The organism is Lentibacillus populi (assembly GCA_014642895.1).
Taxonomy (GTDB): domain Bacteria; phylum Bacillota; class Bacilli; order Bacillales; family Amphibacillaceae; genus Lentibacillus_C; species Lentibacillus_C populi.
This window is the reverse complement of record BMJD01000014.1, coordinates 40,080-57,282: the sequence shown is the minus strand read 5'-3', so window position 1 is coordinate 57,282 and position 17,203 is coordinate 40,080. Positions and strand designations below refer to the sequence as shown.

The window sequence follows — 17,203 nt, the reverse complement described above, 5'->3', positions numbered from 1 at the left end:
TACGTTTTAATCGACTTTTAGCACGATTTTACCAATGTTTTTATTTTCCTCCATATGTCGATGTGCTTTTTGAATGTCCTCGAATGGGAAAGTATGATCGACAATAGCTTTTAATTTATTTTGTTTAAATAAAGGTATTGCTTTTCGACTAAATTCCTCTGTTAAGGCTTTTTTATAGGAATCACTTCTTGGTGTTAGTAACGTACCCTTTAGATGGATTCTCTTCGCCAGGAGTGACATTAGGTCTACCTTCTCTACCTCTGATCCTCCCAGCACACCAATTAGTACCCAGCGACCATCGATTGCAATGCTTTTCAGGTTTTGCTCCCAATAGGAGGCACCAACAAAATCAAGTATGACATGTGCCCCATGATTGTTGGTTGCTTTTAAGACTTCCTCAGCAAAGCGTTGTTCTTTATAGTTTATGCCAATATCCGCGCCAAGCGAACGACAAAAATCCAATTTTTCCTGTGAGCCTGCTGTCGTAATAATTTTTGCATTGGTTAATTGTTTTGTTAATTGGATAGCTGCGGTACCAACCCCACTGCCGCCCGCATGGATGAGAACGGTATCCTGATTCGTTATATTACCCAACCAAAATAACGTCTGATAGGCAGTTAGAAATACCTCTGGAATAGCAGCAGCTTCTGCATAAGACAAATTTTCAGGAATCTTTATCGCCCGATCTGCAGGCATCACCGCATACTCAGCGTACCCCCCGCCATTTACCAGACCCATCACTCGGGTACCAACCTCTATATCCGTTCCTTCTGCAGCTTTCTCAACTTCCCCGGCAACTTCTATGCCCAGAATCGGATTATTCATATATCCGGATTTGCCTTCTCGTGTCATAATATCGGTACGATTTATTGCAGAGGCTTTTACCTTTATTAACAATTCGCCGCTTTCTAATGCCGGTTTAGGAAATTCTTGAAATTGTAATTGTTCCGCGCCACCAGGTTGATTGACCACAACTGCTTTCATCACATTTGCTCCTTATCAGCTATTTAGAATGAAATTAATATTTTACATGCTACTGCAAAAAATAGATACAAGCAACTAATTGATATTAATTTCGATTAATAATGGACTATCCTTACCCAAGAGATTAAAATAGAAAGTAATTTGCATGCTCTGAGGTGACTTATATGAGTACTCTAAACGAACGTTTGGCGACACAATCTGCAACCAAAAGCTTTTTTCAATACTTTATCCCGACACTTCTCGGCATGATGCTGATGTCGATAAATGTTGTCGTTGATGGCATTTTTGTAGGGAATGGGGTAGGGTCTGTTGCACTCGCGAGTGTGAATGTGGCGGTACCCGTTTTTTCCATTATTATTTCCATTGCCCTGCTTATTGGAGTAGGAGGCGGAACATTATATTCCATGGCAATGGGAGAGGGAAACCAAAAACAAGCTCAAGGGCTATTTACTATTTCGTTTATCTTTCTAACACTTGTTACAGTAATTATCGCCCTGATCAGTTATGTAAATATGGATGCACTTGCCAATCTATTTGGAGCAAATGAAGAAACACTTCCATATACAGTTGATTACATGAGAATATTACTAATTTTTTCGGTGATTCTTGCCTGGGAAAACTTTTTCAGTATTTTTGTACGAAATGATGGTGATCCACAGCTTGCGATGATTGGCTTGGTTGTTTCGGCACTACTCAATATTGTGCTTGATTACTGGATGATCTTTATCCTCAATTGGGAAGTAACAGGAGCAGCGTTAGCAACAGTAATCGCAACTTTTGCGGGTCTTGTCGTCTATTTGTTTCATTTCTTTAAAAAAGATTCCGGTTTAAAATTTATCAGGACAAAATGGAACATGCAGCATATAAAACAAATTAGCGCCATTGGTATGCCTAGCTTTTTGTCTGAAGCAGGGACAGGTGTTTTTGTAATGGGCTATAATATTGCAATCGCCTATTACGCTGGTACAACAGGACTTGCTGCTTTTTCCGTTATTAACTATTTGCACACGTTTATGTTTTTGGCATTTATCGGTATCGGCCAATCGATTCAACCAATGATCAGCTTTTATTATGGAGCCAAACAATTTAACTCGATTAAGGAAACCGTGAAAGTTGCTGAAATAACCGGACTTGCACTTGGCGTATTATTTTTGGGCATTGGTTATATTGGTGCTGACTTCCTTGTATCGATTTTTGGTGTGGCGTCCTCGGAAATCGCTGAACTTGCCGCCAAAGGAATCAAATTATTTTTCCTTGGTTATTTGTTTATGGGGACAAATTTCATTTACATGACTTATTATCAATCAATCGGCTATGTCCGTCCTTCTGTAGGTATCACGTTATTCCGTGGCTTTATTCTGTTAATAGGAATGCTGTTTATCTTGCCGCTCTTATTTGGAACGACGGGAATTTGGCTTGCATTGCCAGTAGCGGAAGGAATGGTTGCAATAACATTAATGGTTTTTGCTCGGAATAGCGTCATGCGTAGAGGATTGAGCTCGCGGGGATTTTAAGATAAAATCCCAGGTCCTATTAAAACCTGGGATTTTAGTTTGGTTACCTAATAACTTTCTTTCCAGCCATATACGGCTGCAATACTTCTGGAAGAGCAACAGAGCCGTCTTCCTGCTGGTAATTTTCCAAAATAGCTGCGACAGTACGACCAATTGCCAGGCCAGATCCGTTTAGCGTATGAACAAATTCCGGCTTTCCTTTTTCTTCACGGCGGAAGCGAATTCCTGCACGTCTTGCCTGGAAATCTTCAAAATTGGAGCAAGAAGAAATCTCCCGGTACGTTTCCTGTGTTGGAATCCATACTTCGATATCATATTTTTTCGCAGCGGTAAAACCTAAATCTCCCGTACACATGCTCATAACTCGATATGGAAGTTTTAACAGCTGCAGTACTTTTTCCGCGTGGCCTGTTAACATTTCTAATGTATCATACGAATCTTCCGGTTTTACAAAGTGAACAAGCTCTACTTTATTAAATTGGTGCTGACGAATCAAGCCACGGGTGTCTCGTCCGGCAGATCCTGCTTCAGAACGGAAACTTGTACTAAATGCGACATATTTTTTCGGCAGATCTTTTACCTTTAAAATATCATCCCGGTGATAATTGGTTACTGCCACCTCAGCAGTTGGATTCAGGAAATAATCCCATTCTTCAAGCTTAAACGCATCTTCTTCAAATTTCGGTAATTGTCCTGTACCGGTCAAGCTTGTGCGGTTGACAATATATGGTGGCAGCATTTCCTCATAACCATGTTCATCGGCGTGCAGATCCATCATGAAATTGAGCAAGGCACGCTCCAATCGGGCACCCACACCTTTATAAAAAACAAATCTGCTGCCAGTAACTTTTGCTGCAGCTTCAAAATCAAGGATTTCCAAATCTGTAGCGATATCCCAATGTGCCTTTGCTGCAAAACCAAACTCGGGAATTACGCCCCATTTACGCACTTCTACATTATCATCCTCATCTTCCCCAACCGGAACGCTTTCATGCGGAATATTCGGAATGGAGAGCATAATCTGGGAAAGTTTCGCTTCAATTTCCTTTAGTTCCGTATCGAATGCTTTAATTTGTTCGCCAACTTCGCGCATTTCTTTAATAACAGCGTCAGCATCCTTTTTCTCCTTTTTCAGGGCAGCTATTTGCTGGGACGTTTCGTTCCGTTTCGCCTTTAATTTTTCTGTCTCAGAAATTAATTCCCGACGTCTCGTATCAAGCTCTCCGAATTTCGCAAGCTCCGATAAATCCTCACCGCGATGGGTTAATTTCCCCTTTACCTCATCAAAATTATTACGTAAATACTTCATATCAAGCATTGTTCAATTCCTCCTTATTTTCCTTACAAATCAAAAAACTCCCATCCCTGAATGTAGGGACGAGAGTCTATTCCCGCGTTGCCACCCTTGTTGAAGAAAAAATCTTCCGGCTCCAATACATTAACGGTTATTAACCGGGCTTACCTACACATTTCAGTAAACCAGCTCAAGGATGGATTCACAGTATTCCTGTATCGATTTACACCAGCCATCGACTCTCTTTAGCATTACACACTGTTACTATTTCCTGTCATTACTTTTACAACGATCCTATGTTACCTAAATCATAGCTAATATAGCTTTAAGAAGCAAGTGTTTTTATAGATTGTTCCACCATTTCAACAAAATATTCCATAAATCGGTTATCATCGGTTAATTCCGGATGAAAAGCAGTACAAATATAATGCCCTTGTTTAGCTGCAACTATTTTATCATCATATGTTGCCAAAATCTCCACATCGGACCCAGCCTCTAAAATATATGGTGCCCGGATAAATACGGCATTAAAATCGTTAGCAACGTGGACAATCGGAAGGTCTGTCTCAAAGCTTGCAACCTGACGTCCAAACGCATTTCTGGCTACTTTCATATTCATTAACCCCAGGTGTGCTTCCTGACCATCGATTTCTTTTGCCATCAAGATTAAGCCTGCACAGGTACCAAAAATCGGTTTTCCCGTTTCACCGAACTGCTGAATTGCCGAGAAAAAACCATAGCTATCAATAAGTCTGCGCATTGTCGTACTTTCCCCGCCGGGCAAAATGAGCCCATCGATTTCTGCAAGCTGCTCTTTCCGCTTTATTTCCATAGCTTTTGCACCTGCAGCTTCAATCGAGCGAATATGTTCACGTACGGCACCCTGCAATGCAAGTACACCAATCGTTATCATTGTCATTCCTTCTTTCTATTCACTGCGATCCTGCATGCGGTCCGCTGCTGAAAGAGTACTCATTTCAATTCCTTTCATTGCCGTACCGAGACCTTTGGAAAGCTCTGCGATCAATTGATAGTCTTTGTAATGGGTCGTTGCTTCCACAATCGCTTTTGCAAACTTTTCCGGATTGTCCGATTTGAAAATACCAGATCCGACAAATACGCCGTCTGCTCCGAGCTCCATCATCAACGCAGCGTCACTTGGAGTGGCAATTCCACCAGCCGCAAAGTTAACAACCGGCAGGCGACCTTCTTCCCGGATTTGTAATAAGAGTTCGTACGGTGCACCGATTTCTTTTGCATATGTCATTACCTCATCTGCTGACATTGCCGTAAGCTTACGGATTTCAGACTGAACCTGACGCATATGGCGAACAGCTTCAACGATATTTCCTGTTCCAGGTTCTCCTTTCGTCCGCAGCATGGACGCCCCTTCACCAATCCGGCGGGCAGCCTCACCCAAATTGCGGCAGCCGCAAACAAATGGCACCGTATAATCCGATTTTTTCAGGTGGAAAACCTCATCTGCTGGCGTCAGAACTTCACTTTCATCAATGTAATCAACACCCATTGCTTCTAAGACACGTGCTTCAACAATATGGCCAATTCGAGTTTTTGCCATAACCGGAATGGTTACTGCGTTTAAAACTTCTTCCGTAATGGTTGGATCTGCCATACGAGCGACACCGCCTGCAGCACGAATGTCCGATGGAACACGTTCTAATGCCATAACCGCAACTGCCCCTGCTTGTTCAGCTATTTTTGCTTGCTCGGCATTGACAACATCCATGATAACGCCGCCTTTTTGCATTTCTGCCATTCCACGTTTTACACGATCAGTACCAGTGTTTCCCATAAAAATTCCCCCTCTTGTAAACTTTCTATCTCATTTTAATACCTAAAACCAGCCTTTTACCGTATCAACAATCGTGGAGAACAGATTACTGAAAAACGCACCGATGGATCCGAGTAACAGCATGAACCAATTGTCTTTTTCCACAGCCTCGGTCGTAACAATATCAACTGTATCATTAGCATTGGCGTCAAAAATATAGCCATAGTCGTTTTTGCCTTTGAAAACTACTTCGGCCGTACCTATTTTTTCACCCTTTTTAACCGGAGCCTTCAATTCCCCATTTTTATTCAGTTTATCTTTATTGATATGATAGTTTATTGTGTATTTTTTCTCTTCCCCATTTTTAAGAGGGACTTTTACTGCTTTATTTGTTGCAATTTCAACTGTATCCGCTTTTCCTTTTGCGACTGGAAGAGTCTTGTTATCTTTTAATTGATACCCTTTGGCAAATAACTCTTTCGTTTGGAAATTTTGAAAACCATAATCAAATAATTTAGCAGTTTGCTTAAAACGTGCTTCGTCACTTTTTGTTTTCATAACTACGGAAATGAGACGCTGGCCATCCCGTTCTGCTGTTCCGGTAAAACAATAACCAGCAAGGTCGGTGTAGCCGGTTTTTAGTCCATCTACACCTTCGTAATAAAATTGTGTAAGTGAACTTGCATCCTTTTTATCATGTGACAGCATCCAGTTCCAATTTCGAATTGTCTGATCCTCAAACGTCGCTTCTGGAATACTGGAAATTTCCAAAGCTTTCGGATAATCATTAATTAAATTATACGCCAGTAATGCAGCTGATCTTGCGGACAATAAATTATTGGCATCCGGCTCCGTACCTTTCGGGTGATTTTTTCCTAAATCTTCGTTTGCTAATCCAGATGCATTAACAAACTTGTAATCAGGCAGACCCATTTCTTCCGCCTTTTTATTCATTAGTTTAACAAACTCACCTTCAGATCCTGCAATTAATTCAGCCAGTGCAATGGTTGTACCATTATCAGAATTGATCGCCATTGCTTCATAGAGCTGCTTTACCGTGTAATCCTTATTTTGTGTTAAACCTACACCTGAAAAAGTAGAATCCGCAGATATACTGTATGGATAGTCACTAATCTGTGTTGTTGTGTCCCAGCTGATTTGACCCTTTTCGATAGCTTCCCATACAAGGTATTCGGTCATCATTTTGGTCATACTAGCTGGAGGGAGTGCTACGTCAGGATTTTTCGAATAAATTATTTTTCCTGTTTCTGCATCAACCAAAATCGCTGATTCAGCGTCAATATCTACTGTTCCTGCTGCTTGTACAGAAAATGGCTGTACTAGTAACGATGTCATTACTACGAGCAATGCAAGTAATAGCGACATATTTCTCTGTAATTTGTATTTCACTTTCTCTACCTCCGCCTGAAAATAGTATGCATCTTTAGTATTTTACCATAAGAAAAGGTAAAAAAATAGACAGGGAATAGTCCCTATCTAGTAAAATTTTGTATAGGAAAACACTACTATTTTAAATTAAATTAGACAAACTCGGTGCCGGTTAACGAACAGGCCTATTTTATACAGAATAATTAGGTGCTTCCTTCGTTATTTGCACGTCATGCGGATGGCTTTCACGTAATCCTGCATTGGTAATACGAACAAATCTGGCATCCTCCCGTAAAGCCTTAATGGTTGGGGTCCCGCAATATCCCATACCTGCACGCAGCCCGCCAAGTAATTGATGAACCGTGTCAGCAAGTGGGCCTTTATACGCTACTCTTCCTTCAATACCCTCTGGAACAAGTTTTTTTGTATCTTCTGTTTCCTGGAAATATCGATCCTTTGATCCAGCCTTCATTGCACCAACAGAACCCATCCCACGGTATACTTTGTAGCGGCGCCCTTGGAAAATTTCCGTTTCGCCTGGGCTTTCGGAAACACCGGCAAACATACTGCCAAGCATGACGGCATGTGCACCAGCAGCAAGTGCCTTGACAACATCACCAGAATACTTAATACCACCGTCGGCAATTACCGCTACACCATATTGCGCTGCAGCCATTGCACAATCATTCACTGCCGTTATTTGCGGTACACCAACACCAGCAACGACCCTGGTTGTACAAATTGACCCTGGGCCGATTCCAACCTTCACAATTGTAGCACCAGCCTCAATCAAGGCTTTTGTTGCTTCAGCTGTCGCAACATTGCCAGCAATAATGTCCAAATCAGGGTAAGCTTTTCTTACGGCATGTAACTGATCCAATACACCTTTTGAATGACCATGAGCGGTATCAATAACAATTACATCAACACCGGCATCAACCAATTTTTCAATCCGTTTCATGCCATCCGCAGTTACACCCACAGCTGCACCTACCAGCAATCTTCCGTGTACATCTTTCGCAGCATTTGGGAACTCAATCGCTTTTTCAATATCTTTTATTGTAATAAGACCTTTAAGTATACCTTCATTATCAATTAAAGGAAGTTTTTCTATTTTATGGTGCTGGAGAATGTTTTCTGCCTCATTAATCGTTGTACCAACAGGGGCCGTAACAAGATTTTCACTTGTCATCACATCTTTAATCAATGTCGAATAATCCTGGATAAAGCGTAAGTCACGATTCGTTAAAATGCCGACCAGTTTTTGTTCATCAATACTATTCACAATCGGTACGCCGGAAATCCGGAATTTGCCCATCAGGTGTTCTGCATCGTAAACCTGATGCTCCGGTGTTAAAAAGAAAGGATTAGTAATTACACCACTTTCCGAACGTTTTACCCGATCAACTTCTTCCGCCTGATCTTCAATCGACATATTTTTATGAATAACGCCCAAACCGCCTTGGCGGGCCATCGCGATTGCCATCGTTGCTTCCGTTACCGTGTCCATTCCTGCACTAATAAGTGGTGCATTGAGCTTTAAATTAGCTGACAATTCCGTTTTTAATTCGACTTCCTTGGGCAAAACCTCTGACTTGTCAGGAACCAATAGCACATCATCAAATGTTAACCCTTCCTTGGAAAACTTATCCGTTCGCATGAATTTTCCTCCTTTAGATTTGGCTGTCTGTGTATATTTTTGATCACTAGGTTACACTATTATTGTTATATACAATACGTTATCCAAAACGCTTTTTCAATAAAAGATTTGCTGCCAAAGAGAAGAAAATAGATTCAAAATTTTTTAATACTTAAGAGGGAAGCCTTTATGTGGGAACAAGATACAGCATTATTTTACACATACTTACAATCACAGGAGACTGCGCGTCATTATTTGAAGCAATGCTATAAAAAATTGCCTGGTGTTGACGCGAAAGCAAAGAGCTATGAAAATTGCAATGCGTTCATGTATTATCTTGACCATGGAAGGCAGTTTTTTTCAGCGGGTCAACGTTCCCCCATATTTATGCAGCCGATTTTATTATTCTACGGATTGACCCATTTATTAAAAGCATGTCTCTTGACGAAACGGCCGGATTACCCGGAATCAACATCCATCCTTGCTCACGGTGTATCAACAAGGAAGAGAAAAAAGAAGCAATACACATTTATTAACGATGAGGTCAAAATACAGCACAATGGATTGTTTTCGTATGCAGCAAAGCATTTGTACAGGATGGATCATATCCCCTTTGAAAAAATAAATATGGATGAGCTGTTTACACTTATTCCGGAAATGAGTGATTTATTTTTGTTTTCCGGCCATAGAAAATTGCTTTCAGTCGGGAAAGCAGACACAAACAAACTCACCTTTCCTTTAAGCTTATTAGACACTTATTTCTTGACGGAAAAGGCATTTTTGAAACGAATATCGGCACATTTGCCACCGATTAAAGAGACAAATGTAAATGCCGATCAGCTGCAACTGGAATTAACAGAACCAATCAGCTTTTCCGTAGGGCCATTTTTCTATCATCGGGATGGTGAGATTTACTTCCCAATGAATCGAGATAGCTTCCTGACTATTCCGGAAGTACTGATCCATTATTTGTTGCTCTACAATTTAAGTATGATAAGCCGATATGAAACAGAATGGTGGGGAGAACTTCTGGCAACGAAAACTGAAATAGATTATCCTTTCATTCAGCAGTTTCTAACGATAACAAATAAAAAAATACCTTTCCTATTGGGGATGGAACTGATGCAAGGATGAATTCAAGATCAAATAATTTAATCCCGGCGCACCCCTTAAGTACCGGAACTCAAAAACAATGTTATGGAAGAATTTCATCAATAAACAATGCCGTATCGTCTTTTAGTGATATAACGTTACCAGTTTCATCCATCCTGACAATTGGCCTTGTTGGATAGTTGTCTTCCATAAAAACAATTTCTCCTGTTTGCTGGTTCGAAAGTCTGACCCTGGTTCCAGGTGAATAATTCGTGAGGCAACGAATAAAGGTTTGTACCACATGATGATCAAGCTGGGAAAAACGCTCATGCCGCAGCTCTTCAATTGCCCTGAACGGTGATTGCTTTTTCCTGTAAGATCGTTCACACGTGATCGCGTGATAAGTATCACAAATCGCGATGATTCTCGCATAGATATGAATTTTTTGTTTAGAAAGCTCAAGTGGATAGCCACTTCCATCAAATCGCTCATGATGCTGCAAAACAGCCAATTTCACTTCCTGCTTGATGAAAGGAATGTGCTCAATCATTCGATAGGAATAAATTGGGTGTTTCTTGATTTCAGCCTGTTCAGATTCGGTTAGTATGCTTTCCTTGCCAACAATTTTCGGATCAATTTTAGCCATCCCGCAATCACACAAAAACCCTGCCAGGCCAATTTGCAGCCATTTCCCTTCTGGATAACCCATTTTCTTGGCTAAATACGCTGCAAGCATACCAACTGCTACACCATGGTGATAAAAATAGTCAGGTTTTGGAACAAAGCGGTTTAACGTAAGCACCTCCGGGCCAATTTCTACAGTCCTTTCAAATAATGGAATCAGCAGTTTTCTTACGGATGGCATATCAATGGGGACATGATTTTGCCAGCTTGTAAATAATTTCTGATATTGTTCGACAACGGCTAAATAATGTGCTGTAAATCGTTCCGGAACTTTATTTGTTTTCTCGACTTCTGGTATTGCTTGCTCTACCTTTTCTTTTTGTATCTGTTTCGGTGTAAAAAGCTCTCCATCCTGAAGCTTAGCCGCTACATCAACGGACTCCACCAGGAATTTCTCCAGTACTGTAATATGGTACGCTGTTAAAACAGTGTTTTTCGGAATAATTGGTCGATTTGTTTTGCCAATGACATCGCTAATTAGCACACAGCCAGGCATAAGTTGTGATGGATTCACCTGCATCTGGTTCCCTCCTTAGCCATCCTTTAAAATAAAGGTGACTAAAGAAGCATTGATGCAGCTCTAGTCACCCTGTGAATGTTCTTTATCTAGTTGTTACTCGTTATCATTGTTTTCCACATTTTCATCAGGTGTATCGCCGTTCTCCTGTTCACTTTCTTCTTCTTCATCCGGTTCAATCTTAGCAACCGTTGCGACCTCTTCATTATCCTGCAGACGAATCAGCCGGACTCCTTGTGTATTTCTACCTGTTTCCGAGATACCTTCAACTGGAATACGAATTAACACACCGGCAACCGTGATCAGCATGATATCTTCCTCGCCAGTAACGGCCTTCACCGCTACGACATGTCCTGTTTTTTCAGTAATATTACACGTAAAAATACCTTTTCCACCACGATTTGTCACGCGATATTCGACTTCAGGTGTTTGCTTTCCATACCCTTTATTTGTCACGTTTAAAATGTTCATGCCTGCTTCAAGGATTTCCATCGAGATAACCTCATCATCACCTCGTAATGAAATACCTTTAACCCCCGCAGCGGTTCTTCCCATGGAACGAATCTGATCTTCCGGGAAGCGAATTAGATAGCCGTTTCGGGTACCAATCATAATGTGCTTCGTTCCGTCGGTTAATCTTACGGAAATTAATTCATCTTCGTCACGCAAATTTAAGGCAATTAAACCACCTTTACGGATATTGGCAAATTGGGAAAGCTTCGTGCGCTTGGATATGCCATATTTTGTCGTAAAGAAGAAATACCAGTCGTCAGCAAATTCATTTACCGTAATGACCGCATTAACCCATTCATCTTTTTCCACCTGCAGCAGGTTAATAAGCGGAATTCCCTTTGCGGTACGGCTGAATTCCGGAATTTCATAGCCCTTTGTTTTGTAGACCTTCCCTTTATTTGTAAAGAACATTACGGTATCATGGGTGGAAGTTGACACTAAATGCTCGACAAAATCATCCTCATTCGTTCCCATCCCCTGAATTCCTCGGCCACCACGTTTCTGTGTGCGATACGTAGAGGATGGCAGCCGTTTAATATAGCCTTTATGTGTCAATGTAATCACAATATTTTCTTCCGGAATTAAATCTTCATCCTCAATAAAATCGGTGCCGCCGAGCATAATTTCGGTACGGCGATCATCCCCGTAACGTTCTTTTATTTCGGTAAGCTCTTCCCGGATAATCTCCAAAACTTTTTCTTCGTCGGCTAAAATTGCCTTTAATTCGTCGATTAATTTTAAAAGCTCGTTATACTCATTTTCAATTTTTTCACGTTCCAGGCCTGTTAAACGCTGCAGACGCATATCCAAAATTGCCTGTGCTTGCTTTTCGGATAGCTTAAAGCGTTCCATCAACCCATCACGGGCAATATCAGCTGTTTTCGAATTACGAATTAGCGAAATCACTTCATCAAGATGATCCAGGGCGATACGCAGACCTTCCAAAATATGTGCACGTGCCTCTGCCTTACGTAATTCAAATGCAGTTCGGCGTTTAATAATTACTTTTTGATAGTCCAAATAGTGCTGCAAAGCTTGTTTAACCGATAAAACCTTTGGATGACCATCGACTAAAGCGAGCATATTAATTCCGAATGTAGTTTGCAGCGCGGTATACTTGTACAAATTATTCAATACGACATTTGCATTAACGTCACGGCGCAGTTCCATCACAACCCGCAAACCGTTTCGATCGGACTCATCGCGTAAATCAGTAATGCCGTCAATCCGTTTATCCCGGACAAGTTCAGCAATTTTTTCAACCAATTTCGCTTTATTTACCTGGTATGGTAATTCTGTTGCAATAATCGTTGATTTCCCATTTGCATGCTCTTCAATATGGACTTTGGCTCGAATGGTTATCGAACCTTTACCTGTTTCGTATGCTTTGCGGATCCCGCTGCGGCCAAGAATCTGACCGGCAGTTGGGAAGTCGGGGCCATGAATATAATTTTCCATTAACTCATCAATGGAGATTTCCGGATCCTTACTAACCGCCAGAACAGCATCAATTGTTTCACCCAAATTGTGCGGGGGAATATTCGTTGCCATTCCAACTGCAATTCCTGATGCCCCATTGACGAGCAAGTTCGGAAAGCGAGATGGTAAAACCGCAGGCTCGCGTTCAGAACCGTCATAGTTATCCTGGTAATCAATCGTGTCTTTGTTTATATCACGTAATAATTCCATGGATATTTTCGACATACGGGCTTCCGTATAACGCATTGCCGCCGCAGAATCGCCATCGACTGAACCAAAGTTTCCATGCCCGTCAACGAGCATATAACGATAACTGAAATCCTGCGCCATTCTTACCATTGATTCATATACAGGGGAATCCCCGTGTGGATGATACTTACCAATAACTTCCCCAACAATACGGGCGGATTTTTTATATGCTTTATCAGCATGCATACCTAAATCGTTCATCGCATATAATATTCTGCGATGAACGGGTTTCAAACCGTCACGTACATCTGGGAGAGCACGTGACACAATAACACTCATAGCATAGTCAAGAAACGATGTGCGCATTTCCTGGCTGATATTCACTTCTTGAACATTCGGACGTTGTTGATCCGCCATTAAAATACCTCCTTTTAGAAAAACACCTTCGCATTTTTCCAAAAATGCAGGGAGAAGAAGTCAGACTGAAATAAAACAGCTAAATAGCCAATTTATTTATCTATACTTCTCTCCAGCTATTATATAAATTCTGTAATCAAACATTCTGCTAAGAAGTTAGATTGGGAATTTAAAAATTTTCCAAATCTGACCTCCGGATTCCGACCTCTGACCTCCGCTATCATACATCAAGATTTTTAACATATTGGGCGTTTTCCTCGATAAAATTACGCCTTGGTTCGACATTATCACCCATCAAAATATCAAAAACCTGGTCAGCATCAATCGCATCTGCAAGCTCCACCTGCAATAATGTACGATTCTCCGGATCCATTGTCGTTTCCCAAAGCTGTGTCGCGTTCATTTCACCAAGACCTTTATAACGCTGTAATCCTGGTTTAGGTGTTTTCGGGATCTCTGCCAGAATACGATCCAATTCTTTATCATCGTACGCATAATGTGCCGTCTTGCCTTGCTGTATTTTATAAAGTGGCGGCTGGGCAATATAAATATAGCCATTTTCAATTAATGGAAGCATATACCGGTAGAAAAACGTTAATAATAATGTTCTAATATGGGCACCATCAACATCAGCATCAGTCATAATGACAACTTTATGGTAACGGGCTTTTGTAATATCAAAGTCCTCGGCAATACCAGTTCCCAGTGCTGTAATCATCGCCCGAACTTCATTATTTGATAAAATTCTATCGAGCCTTGCCTTTTCGACGTTTAAAATTTTCCCGCGTAATGGAAGAATTGCCTGAAAGTGCCGATCACGGCCTTGTTTAGCAGACCCGCCAGCTGAATCCCCCTCAACAATATATAACTCACTAATTTCTGCATTTCGCGATGAACAGTCGGCAAGCTTACCAGGCAAATTGGAAACCTCCAGAGCACTCTTTCTTCTTGTCAACTCCCGCGCCTTTTTCGCTGCCATTCGTGCACGGGACGCCATTAACCCTTTTTCTACGACAATCTTTGCAATAGTTGGGTTTTCAAATAAAAAGGCGGAGAAGGATTCACTAAATGCCGCATCTGTTACTGTGCGAACTTCACTATTTCCAAGCTTTGTTTTCGTTTGTCCTTCGAATTGCGGATCCGGATGCTTGATCGAGACAATTGCTGTCAATCCTTCCCGAACATCATCACCTGTTAAATTCGGGTCATTTTCCTTAAACAAATTATTTTTCCGGGCATAGTCATTAATCACTCTTGTCAGCCCTGTTTTAAAGCCTGATTCATGTGTCCCGCCTTCATACGTATGGATATTATTGGCAAAAGAATAAATACTACTGGCAAATCCATCGTTATATTGAATCGCTACTTCCACAGTAATTTGCTGTTCCTCTGTTTCCGCATAGAAGGGCTCATGTAAAACTTCTTTTGTCCGGTTAATATATTCCACATAAGACTGAATACCGCCCTCATAATGATAAGTAACGGGCTCTTCATCCGTACGCTTATCTTCAAGCGAGATCCTTATTCCTTTATTTAAAAAGGCTAATTCACGTACACGTTGCTGTAATACTTCAAATTCAAATGCCGTTGTTTCTGTAAAAATATCCGGATCAGGCTTGAAATGAGTAATCGTTCCAGTAATGTCAGTTTCACCGATCACTTTAATTTCATCTTGTGGTACACCTTTTTCAAATGCGAGGAAATGAATCTTTCCCTCACGGTGAACATATACTTCTAAATTGCTCGACAAAGCATTAACAACAGAGGCACCGACACCATGGAGGCCACCAGAAACTTTATATCCGCCGCCGCCGAATTTACCACCTGCGTGAAGTACCGTCATGATAACTTCAAGTGCCGGTTTGCCTGTTTTCTTCTGAATACCAACCGGGATTCCCCGTCCATTATCTTTAACTGTAATACTATTATCCTTTTCAATAATGACCTGGATATGATCGCAATAACCTGCTAATGCTTCATCAATACTATTATCGACAATTTCCCATACAAGATGATGCAAGCCCTTTCCACTTGTCGATCCAATATACATTCCAGGTCGCTTTCGAACTGCTTCCAAGCCTTCAAGGACTTGGATTTGATCAGCATTATAGGCTTGTTCATTTGTTACCTTGTCTTCTATTGACATTTTTTCACCCACATTTCTTCATTCAGGAGGTTTTTCCTCGCATAAATATTGTTAACATCGCGGCAGCCGAATTTTTCCCTTCAGCTAGTTCCGTTCCTTTCATCGTTACTCAAGCTCCTCTGCATAATCATCAAGTTTGCTTATCGTTGAAATCATGCTTGCGCGTTTCTTTAGTGTTGATACAGACAAGGAACTAAAATAAATATAGTCACTGGTCACCACAACTGATTTTGTATCAGCTATATCCCCTACAACCTTTTCTTCTTTTTTTGCATGATGCATCATCTCCTCCATTACAGAAGAAGAGGTAATTACATTTCGATCAATAATGGTAATAACATCCTTCGATTGAATTACCGTATCATTGCCAATATGAATAAAAATCCTTAACACCACCTCTATGTAACTACAACCCCATCTTTAACACGGAAAAACTCAGCCTTTTTCAATGTTTCATGGTTAATTCCTTCGACATTGGTGGTGGATACAAAGGTTTGGACTTTTCCTTGAATCGTGTTTAACAAATGAGATTGCCGATAATCATCTAATTCACTAAGCACATCATCAAGTAAGAGGATGGGATATTCATCGACTTCATTGCGGATTAATTCAATTTCTGCCAATTTTATGGATAATGCGGTTGTTCGCTGCTGTCCCTGTGATCCGAATGTTTGCACATCTTTGTTATTTACCAGAAAAATCAGGTCGTCACGATGCGGACCAATTAACGTTGTCCCACGTTCGATTTCTTTTTCCTGTAATTGCTGAAATTTATCCAAGTATACAGTCTCTATTTTCTCCTTATTTGTCGCTTCTGATACTTCAATTGTTGGAGAATACCTGATCTCAAGGCTTTCCAGTCCACGGCTTATGCCATGATGAATCGGATTAGCCCAATTTCGCAACATGTCGAGGAAAACAAATCGTCTTTCCAGTAATGTTGCAGCATGTTCAATTAATTGTTCTGTTAGTACTGCTAACATGGTACGATCTTGCGTATTGCCTGGCTGCATTTGTTTTAATAAATGATTTCGTTGTTTTAATATTTTTTGGTACTGTCCTAAATGATAAACATATCGAGGCTGGATTTGACCAAGCTCCATATCAATAAAGCGTCTGCGAATTTGTGGGGCACCCTTTACCAAAGTCAAATCCTCAGGGGCAAACATGACAACATTCAATGCTCCGATATAATCACTTAAACGCTGTTGTTCAATACGATTCAGCTTTGCTTTTTTCCCCTTGGCTGAAACAACTATTTCAAGTGGAAAGGTTTGATTTCGTTTTGTTATCCTGCCTTCTATTTTAGCATACTCTTGCTCCCACTGGATAAGTTCTTTCTCTCTTGGTGTTCGATGTGACCTCGTGAATGCTAAAACATAGATCGCTTCCATAAGATTTGTCTTTCCTTGTGCATTTTCACCAACAATTAAATTAATTTTATCATCAAACGCGATGTCCAGCTGATCATAATTCCGATAATTTTTTAATGTTAGTTGCTGAATATGCATAAAAAATTCCTCTTTTTTCCATAAAATATATTATTTCTTCAAA

Annotated in this window: 13 protein-coding genes and 1 other annotated feature; of the genes, 2 read left to right on the top strand and 11 right to left on the bottom strand. The window is 40.8% G+C overall.

All coding sequences use genetic code 11. The features are described 5' to 3' along the window. Positions 1-6 precede the first annotated feature (6 nt). Positions 7-984: an NAD(P)H-quinone oxidoreductase gene (locus tag IEX12_RS10530; RefSeq protein ID WP_188725112.1), complete on the bottom strand. Its 978-nt coding sequence runs from the start codon at positions 982-984 to the stop codon at positions 7-9. 164 nt (positions 985-1,148) lie between these two features. Here IEX12_RS10530 and IEX12_RS10525 point away from each other — a divergent pair, with 164 nt between their 5' ends. Further along, positions 1,149-2,498 (top strand): MATE family efflux transporter, encoded by a 1,350-nt coding sequence (locus IEX12_RS10525; RefSeq protein ID WP_102416252.1) that lies wholly within the window; start codon positions 1,149-1,151, stop codon positions 2,496-2,498. Positions 2,499-2,541: 43 nt separating this feature from the next. On the opposite strand, the gene serS is transcribed toward IEX12_RS10525, so the two are convergent. From serS to guaB, 5 genes are all read right to left on the bottom strand, one after another. Continuing rightward, entirely contained in the window at positions 2,542-3,816 is a 1,275-nt protein-coding gene (gene serS / locus IEX12_RS10520) for a serine--tRNA ligase (protein WP_188725111.1), read from the bottom strand. A gap of 52 nt (positions 3,817-3,868) precedes the next feature. Next, positions 3,869-4,079: a binding site (T-box leader), on the bottom strand. A 38-nt stretch (positions 4,080-4,117) separates the two neighbouring features. Continuing rightward, positions 4,118-4,705, bottom strand: a complete 588-nt coding sequence (gene pdxT, locus IEX12_RS10515; protein ID WP_155554646.1) for a pyridoxal 5'-phosphate synthase glutaminase subunit PdxT — start codon at positions 4,703-4,705, stop codon at positions 4,118-4,120. A gap of 15 nt (positions 4,706-4,720) precedes the next feature. Beyond that, entirely contained in the window at positions 4,721-5,605 is an 885-nt protein-coding gene (pdxS, locus tag IEX12_RS10510; RefSeq protein ID WP_188725110.1) for a pyridoxal 5'-phosphate synthase lyase subunit PdxS, read from the bottom strand. Between the two features lie 42 nt (positions 5,606-5,647). After that, a complete protein-coding gene (locus IEX12_RS10505; RefSeq protein ID WP_188725109.1) occupies positions 5,648-6,994 on the bottom strand; it encodes a serine hydrolase in 1,347 nt (448 codons plus the stop codon). A 169-nt stretch (positions 6,995-7,163) separates the two neighbouring features. Next, entirely contained in the window at positions 7,164-8,633 is a 1,470-nt protein-coding gene (gene guaB / locus IEX12_RS10500) for an IMP dehydrogenase (protein WP_188725108.1), read from the bottom strand. Positions 8,634-8,801: 168 nt separating this feature from the next. Between guaB and IEX12_RS10495 the strand changes: the two genes are divergently transcribed. After that, the gene (locus IEX12_RS10495) at positions 8,802-9,746 is read left to right on the top strand and encodes a YaaC family protein (protein WP_088051710.1); all 945 of its coding nucleotides are present in this window, start codon (positions 8,802-8,804) and stop codon (positions 9,744-9,746) included. Positions 9,747-9,807: 61 nt separating this feature from the next. Here IEX12_RS10495 and IEX12_RS10490 read toward each other — a convergent pair whose 3' ends face one another. The 5 genes from IEX12_RS10490 to recF form a co-directional block, all read right to left on the bottom strand. After that, positions 9,808-10,908: an HD-GYP domain-containing protein gene (locus IEX12_RS10490; protein WP_088051709.1), complete on the bottom strand. Its 1,101-nt coding sequence runs from the start codon at positions 10,906-10,908 to the stop codon at positions 9,808-9,810. Between the two features lie 93 nt (positions 10,909-11,001). After that, entirely contained in the window at positions 11,002-13,503 is a 2,502-nt protein-coding gene (gyrA, locus tag IEX12_RS10485; RefSeq protein ID WP_088051708.1) for a DNA gyrase subunit A, read from the bottom strand. Positions 13,504-13,723: 220 nt separating this feature from the next. Further along, positions 13,724-15,649, bottom strand: a complete 1,926-nt coding sequence (gene gyrB / locus IEX12_RS10480; protein ID WP_188725107.1) for a DNA topoisomerase (ATP-hydrolyzing) subunit B — start codon at positions 15,647-15,649, stop codon at positions 13,724-13,726. A gap of 105 nt (positions 15,650-15,754) precedes the next feature. Then, positions 15,755-16,033, bottom strand: a complete 279-nt coding sequence (gene remB, locus IEX12_RS10475) for an extracellular matrix regulator RemB (protein ID WP_155554656.1) — start codon at positions 16,031-16,033, stop codon at positions 15,755-15,757. A gap of 14 nt (positions 16,034-16,047) precedes the next feature. Continuing rightward, a complete protein-coding gene (gene recF / locus IEX12_RS10470; protein ID WP_155554642.1) occupies positions 16,048-17,160 on the bottom strand; it encodes a DNA replication/repair protein RecF in 1,113 nt (370 codons plus the stop codon). Positions 17,161-17,203 lie beyond the last annotated feature (43 nt).

Excerpts from the sequence above, each read along its gene's own strand:
- IEX12_RS10530 (WP_188725112.1), bottom strand. The coding sequence starts at position 984 with ATGAAAGCAGTTGTGGTCAATCAACCTGGTGGCGCGGAACAATTACAA.
- IEX12_RS10525 (WP_102416252.1), top strand. The coding sequence starts at position 1,149 with ATGAGTACTCTAAACGAACGTTTGGCGACACAATCTGCAACCAAAAGC.
- serS (WP_188725111.1), bottom strand. The coding sequence starts at position 3,816 with ATGCTTGATATGAAGTATTTACGTAATAATTTTGATGAGGTAAAGGGG.
- pdxT (WP_155554646.1), bottom strand. The coding sequence starts at position 4,705 with ATGATAACGATTGGTGTACTTGCATTGCAGGGTGCCGTACGTGAACAT.
- pdxS (WP_188725110.1), bottom strand. The coding sequence starts at position 5,605 with ATGGGAAACACTGGTACTGATCGTGTAAAACGTGGAATGGCAGAAATG.
- guaB (WP_188725108.1), bottom strand. The coding sequence starts at position 8,633 with ATGCGAACGGATAAGTTTTCCAAGGAAGGGTTAACATTTGATGATGTG.
- IEX12_RS10495 (WP_088051710.1), top strand. The coding sequence starts at position 8,802 with ATGTGGGAACAAGATACAGCATTATTTTACACATACTTACAATCACAG.
- IEX12_RS10490 (WP_088051709.1), bottom strand. The coding sequence starts at position 10,908 with ATGCAGGTGAATCCATCACAACTTATGCCTGGCTGTGTGCTAATTAGC.
- gyrA (WP_088051708.1), bottom strand. The coding sequence starts at position 13,503 with ATGGCGGATCAACAACGTCCGAATGTTCAAGAAGTGAATATCAGCCAG.
- gyrB (WP_188725107.1), bottom strand. The coding sequence starts at position 15,649 with ATGTCAATAGAAGACAAGGTAACAAATGAACAAGCCTATAATGCTGAT.
- recF (WP_155554642.1), bottom strand. The coding sequence starts at position 17,160 with ATGCATATTCAGCAACTAACATTAAAAAATTATCGGAATTATGATCAG.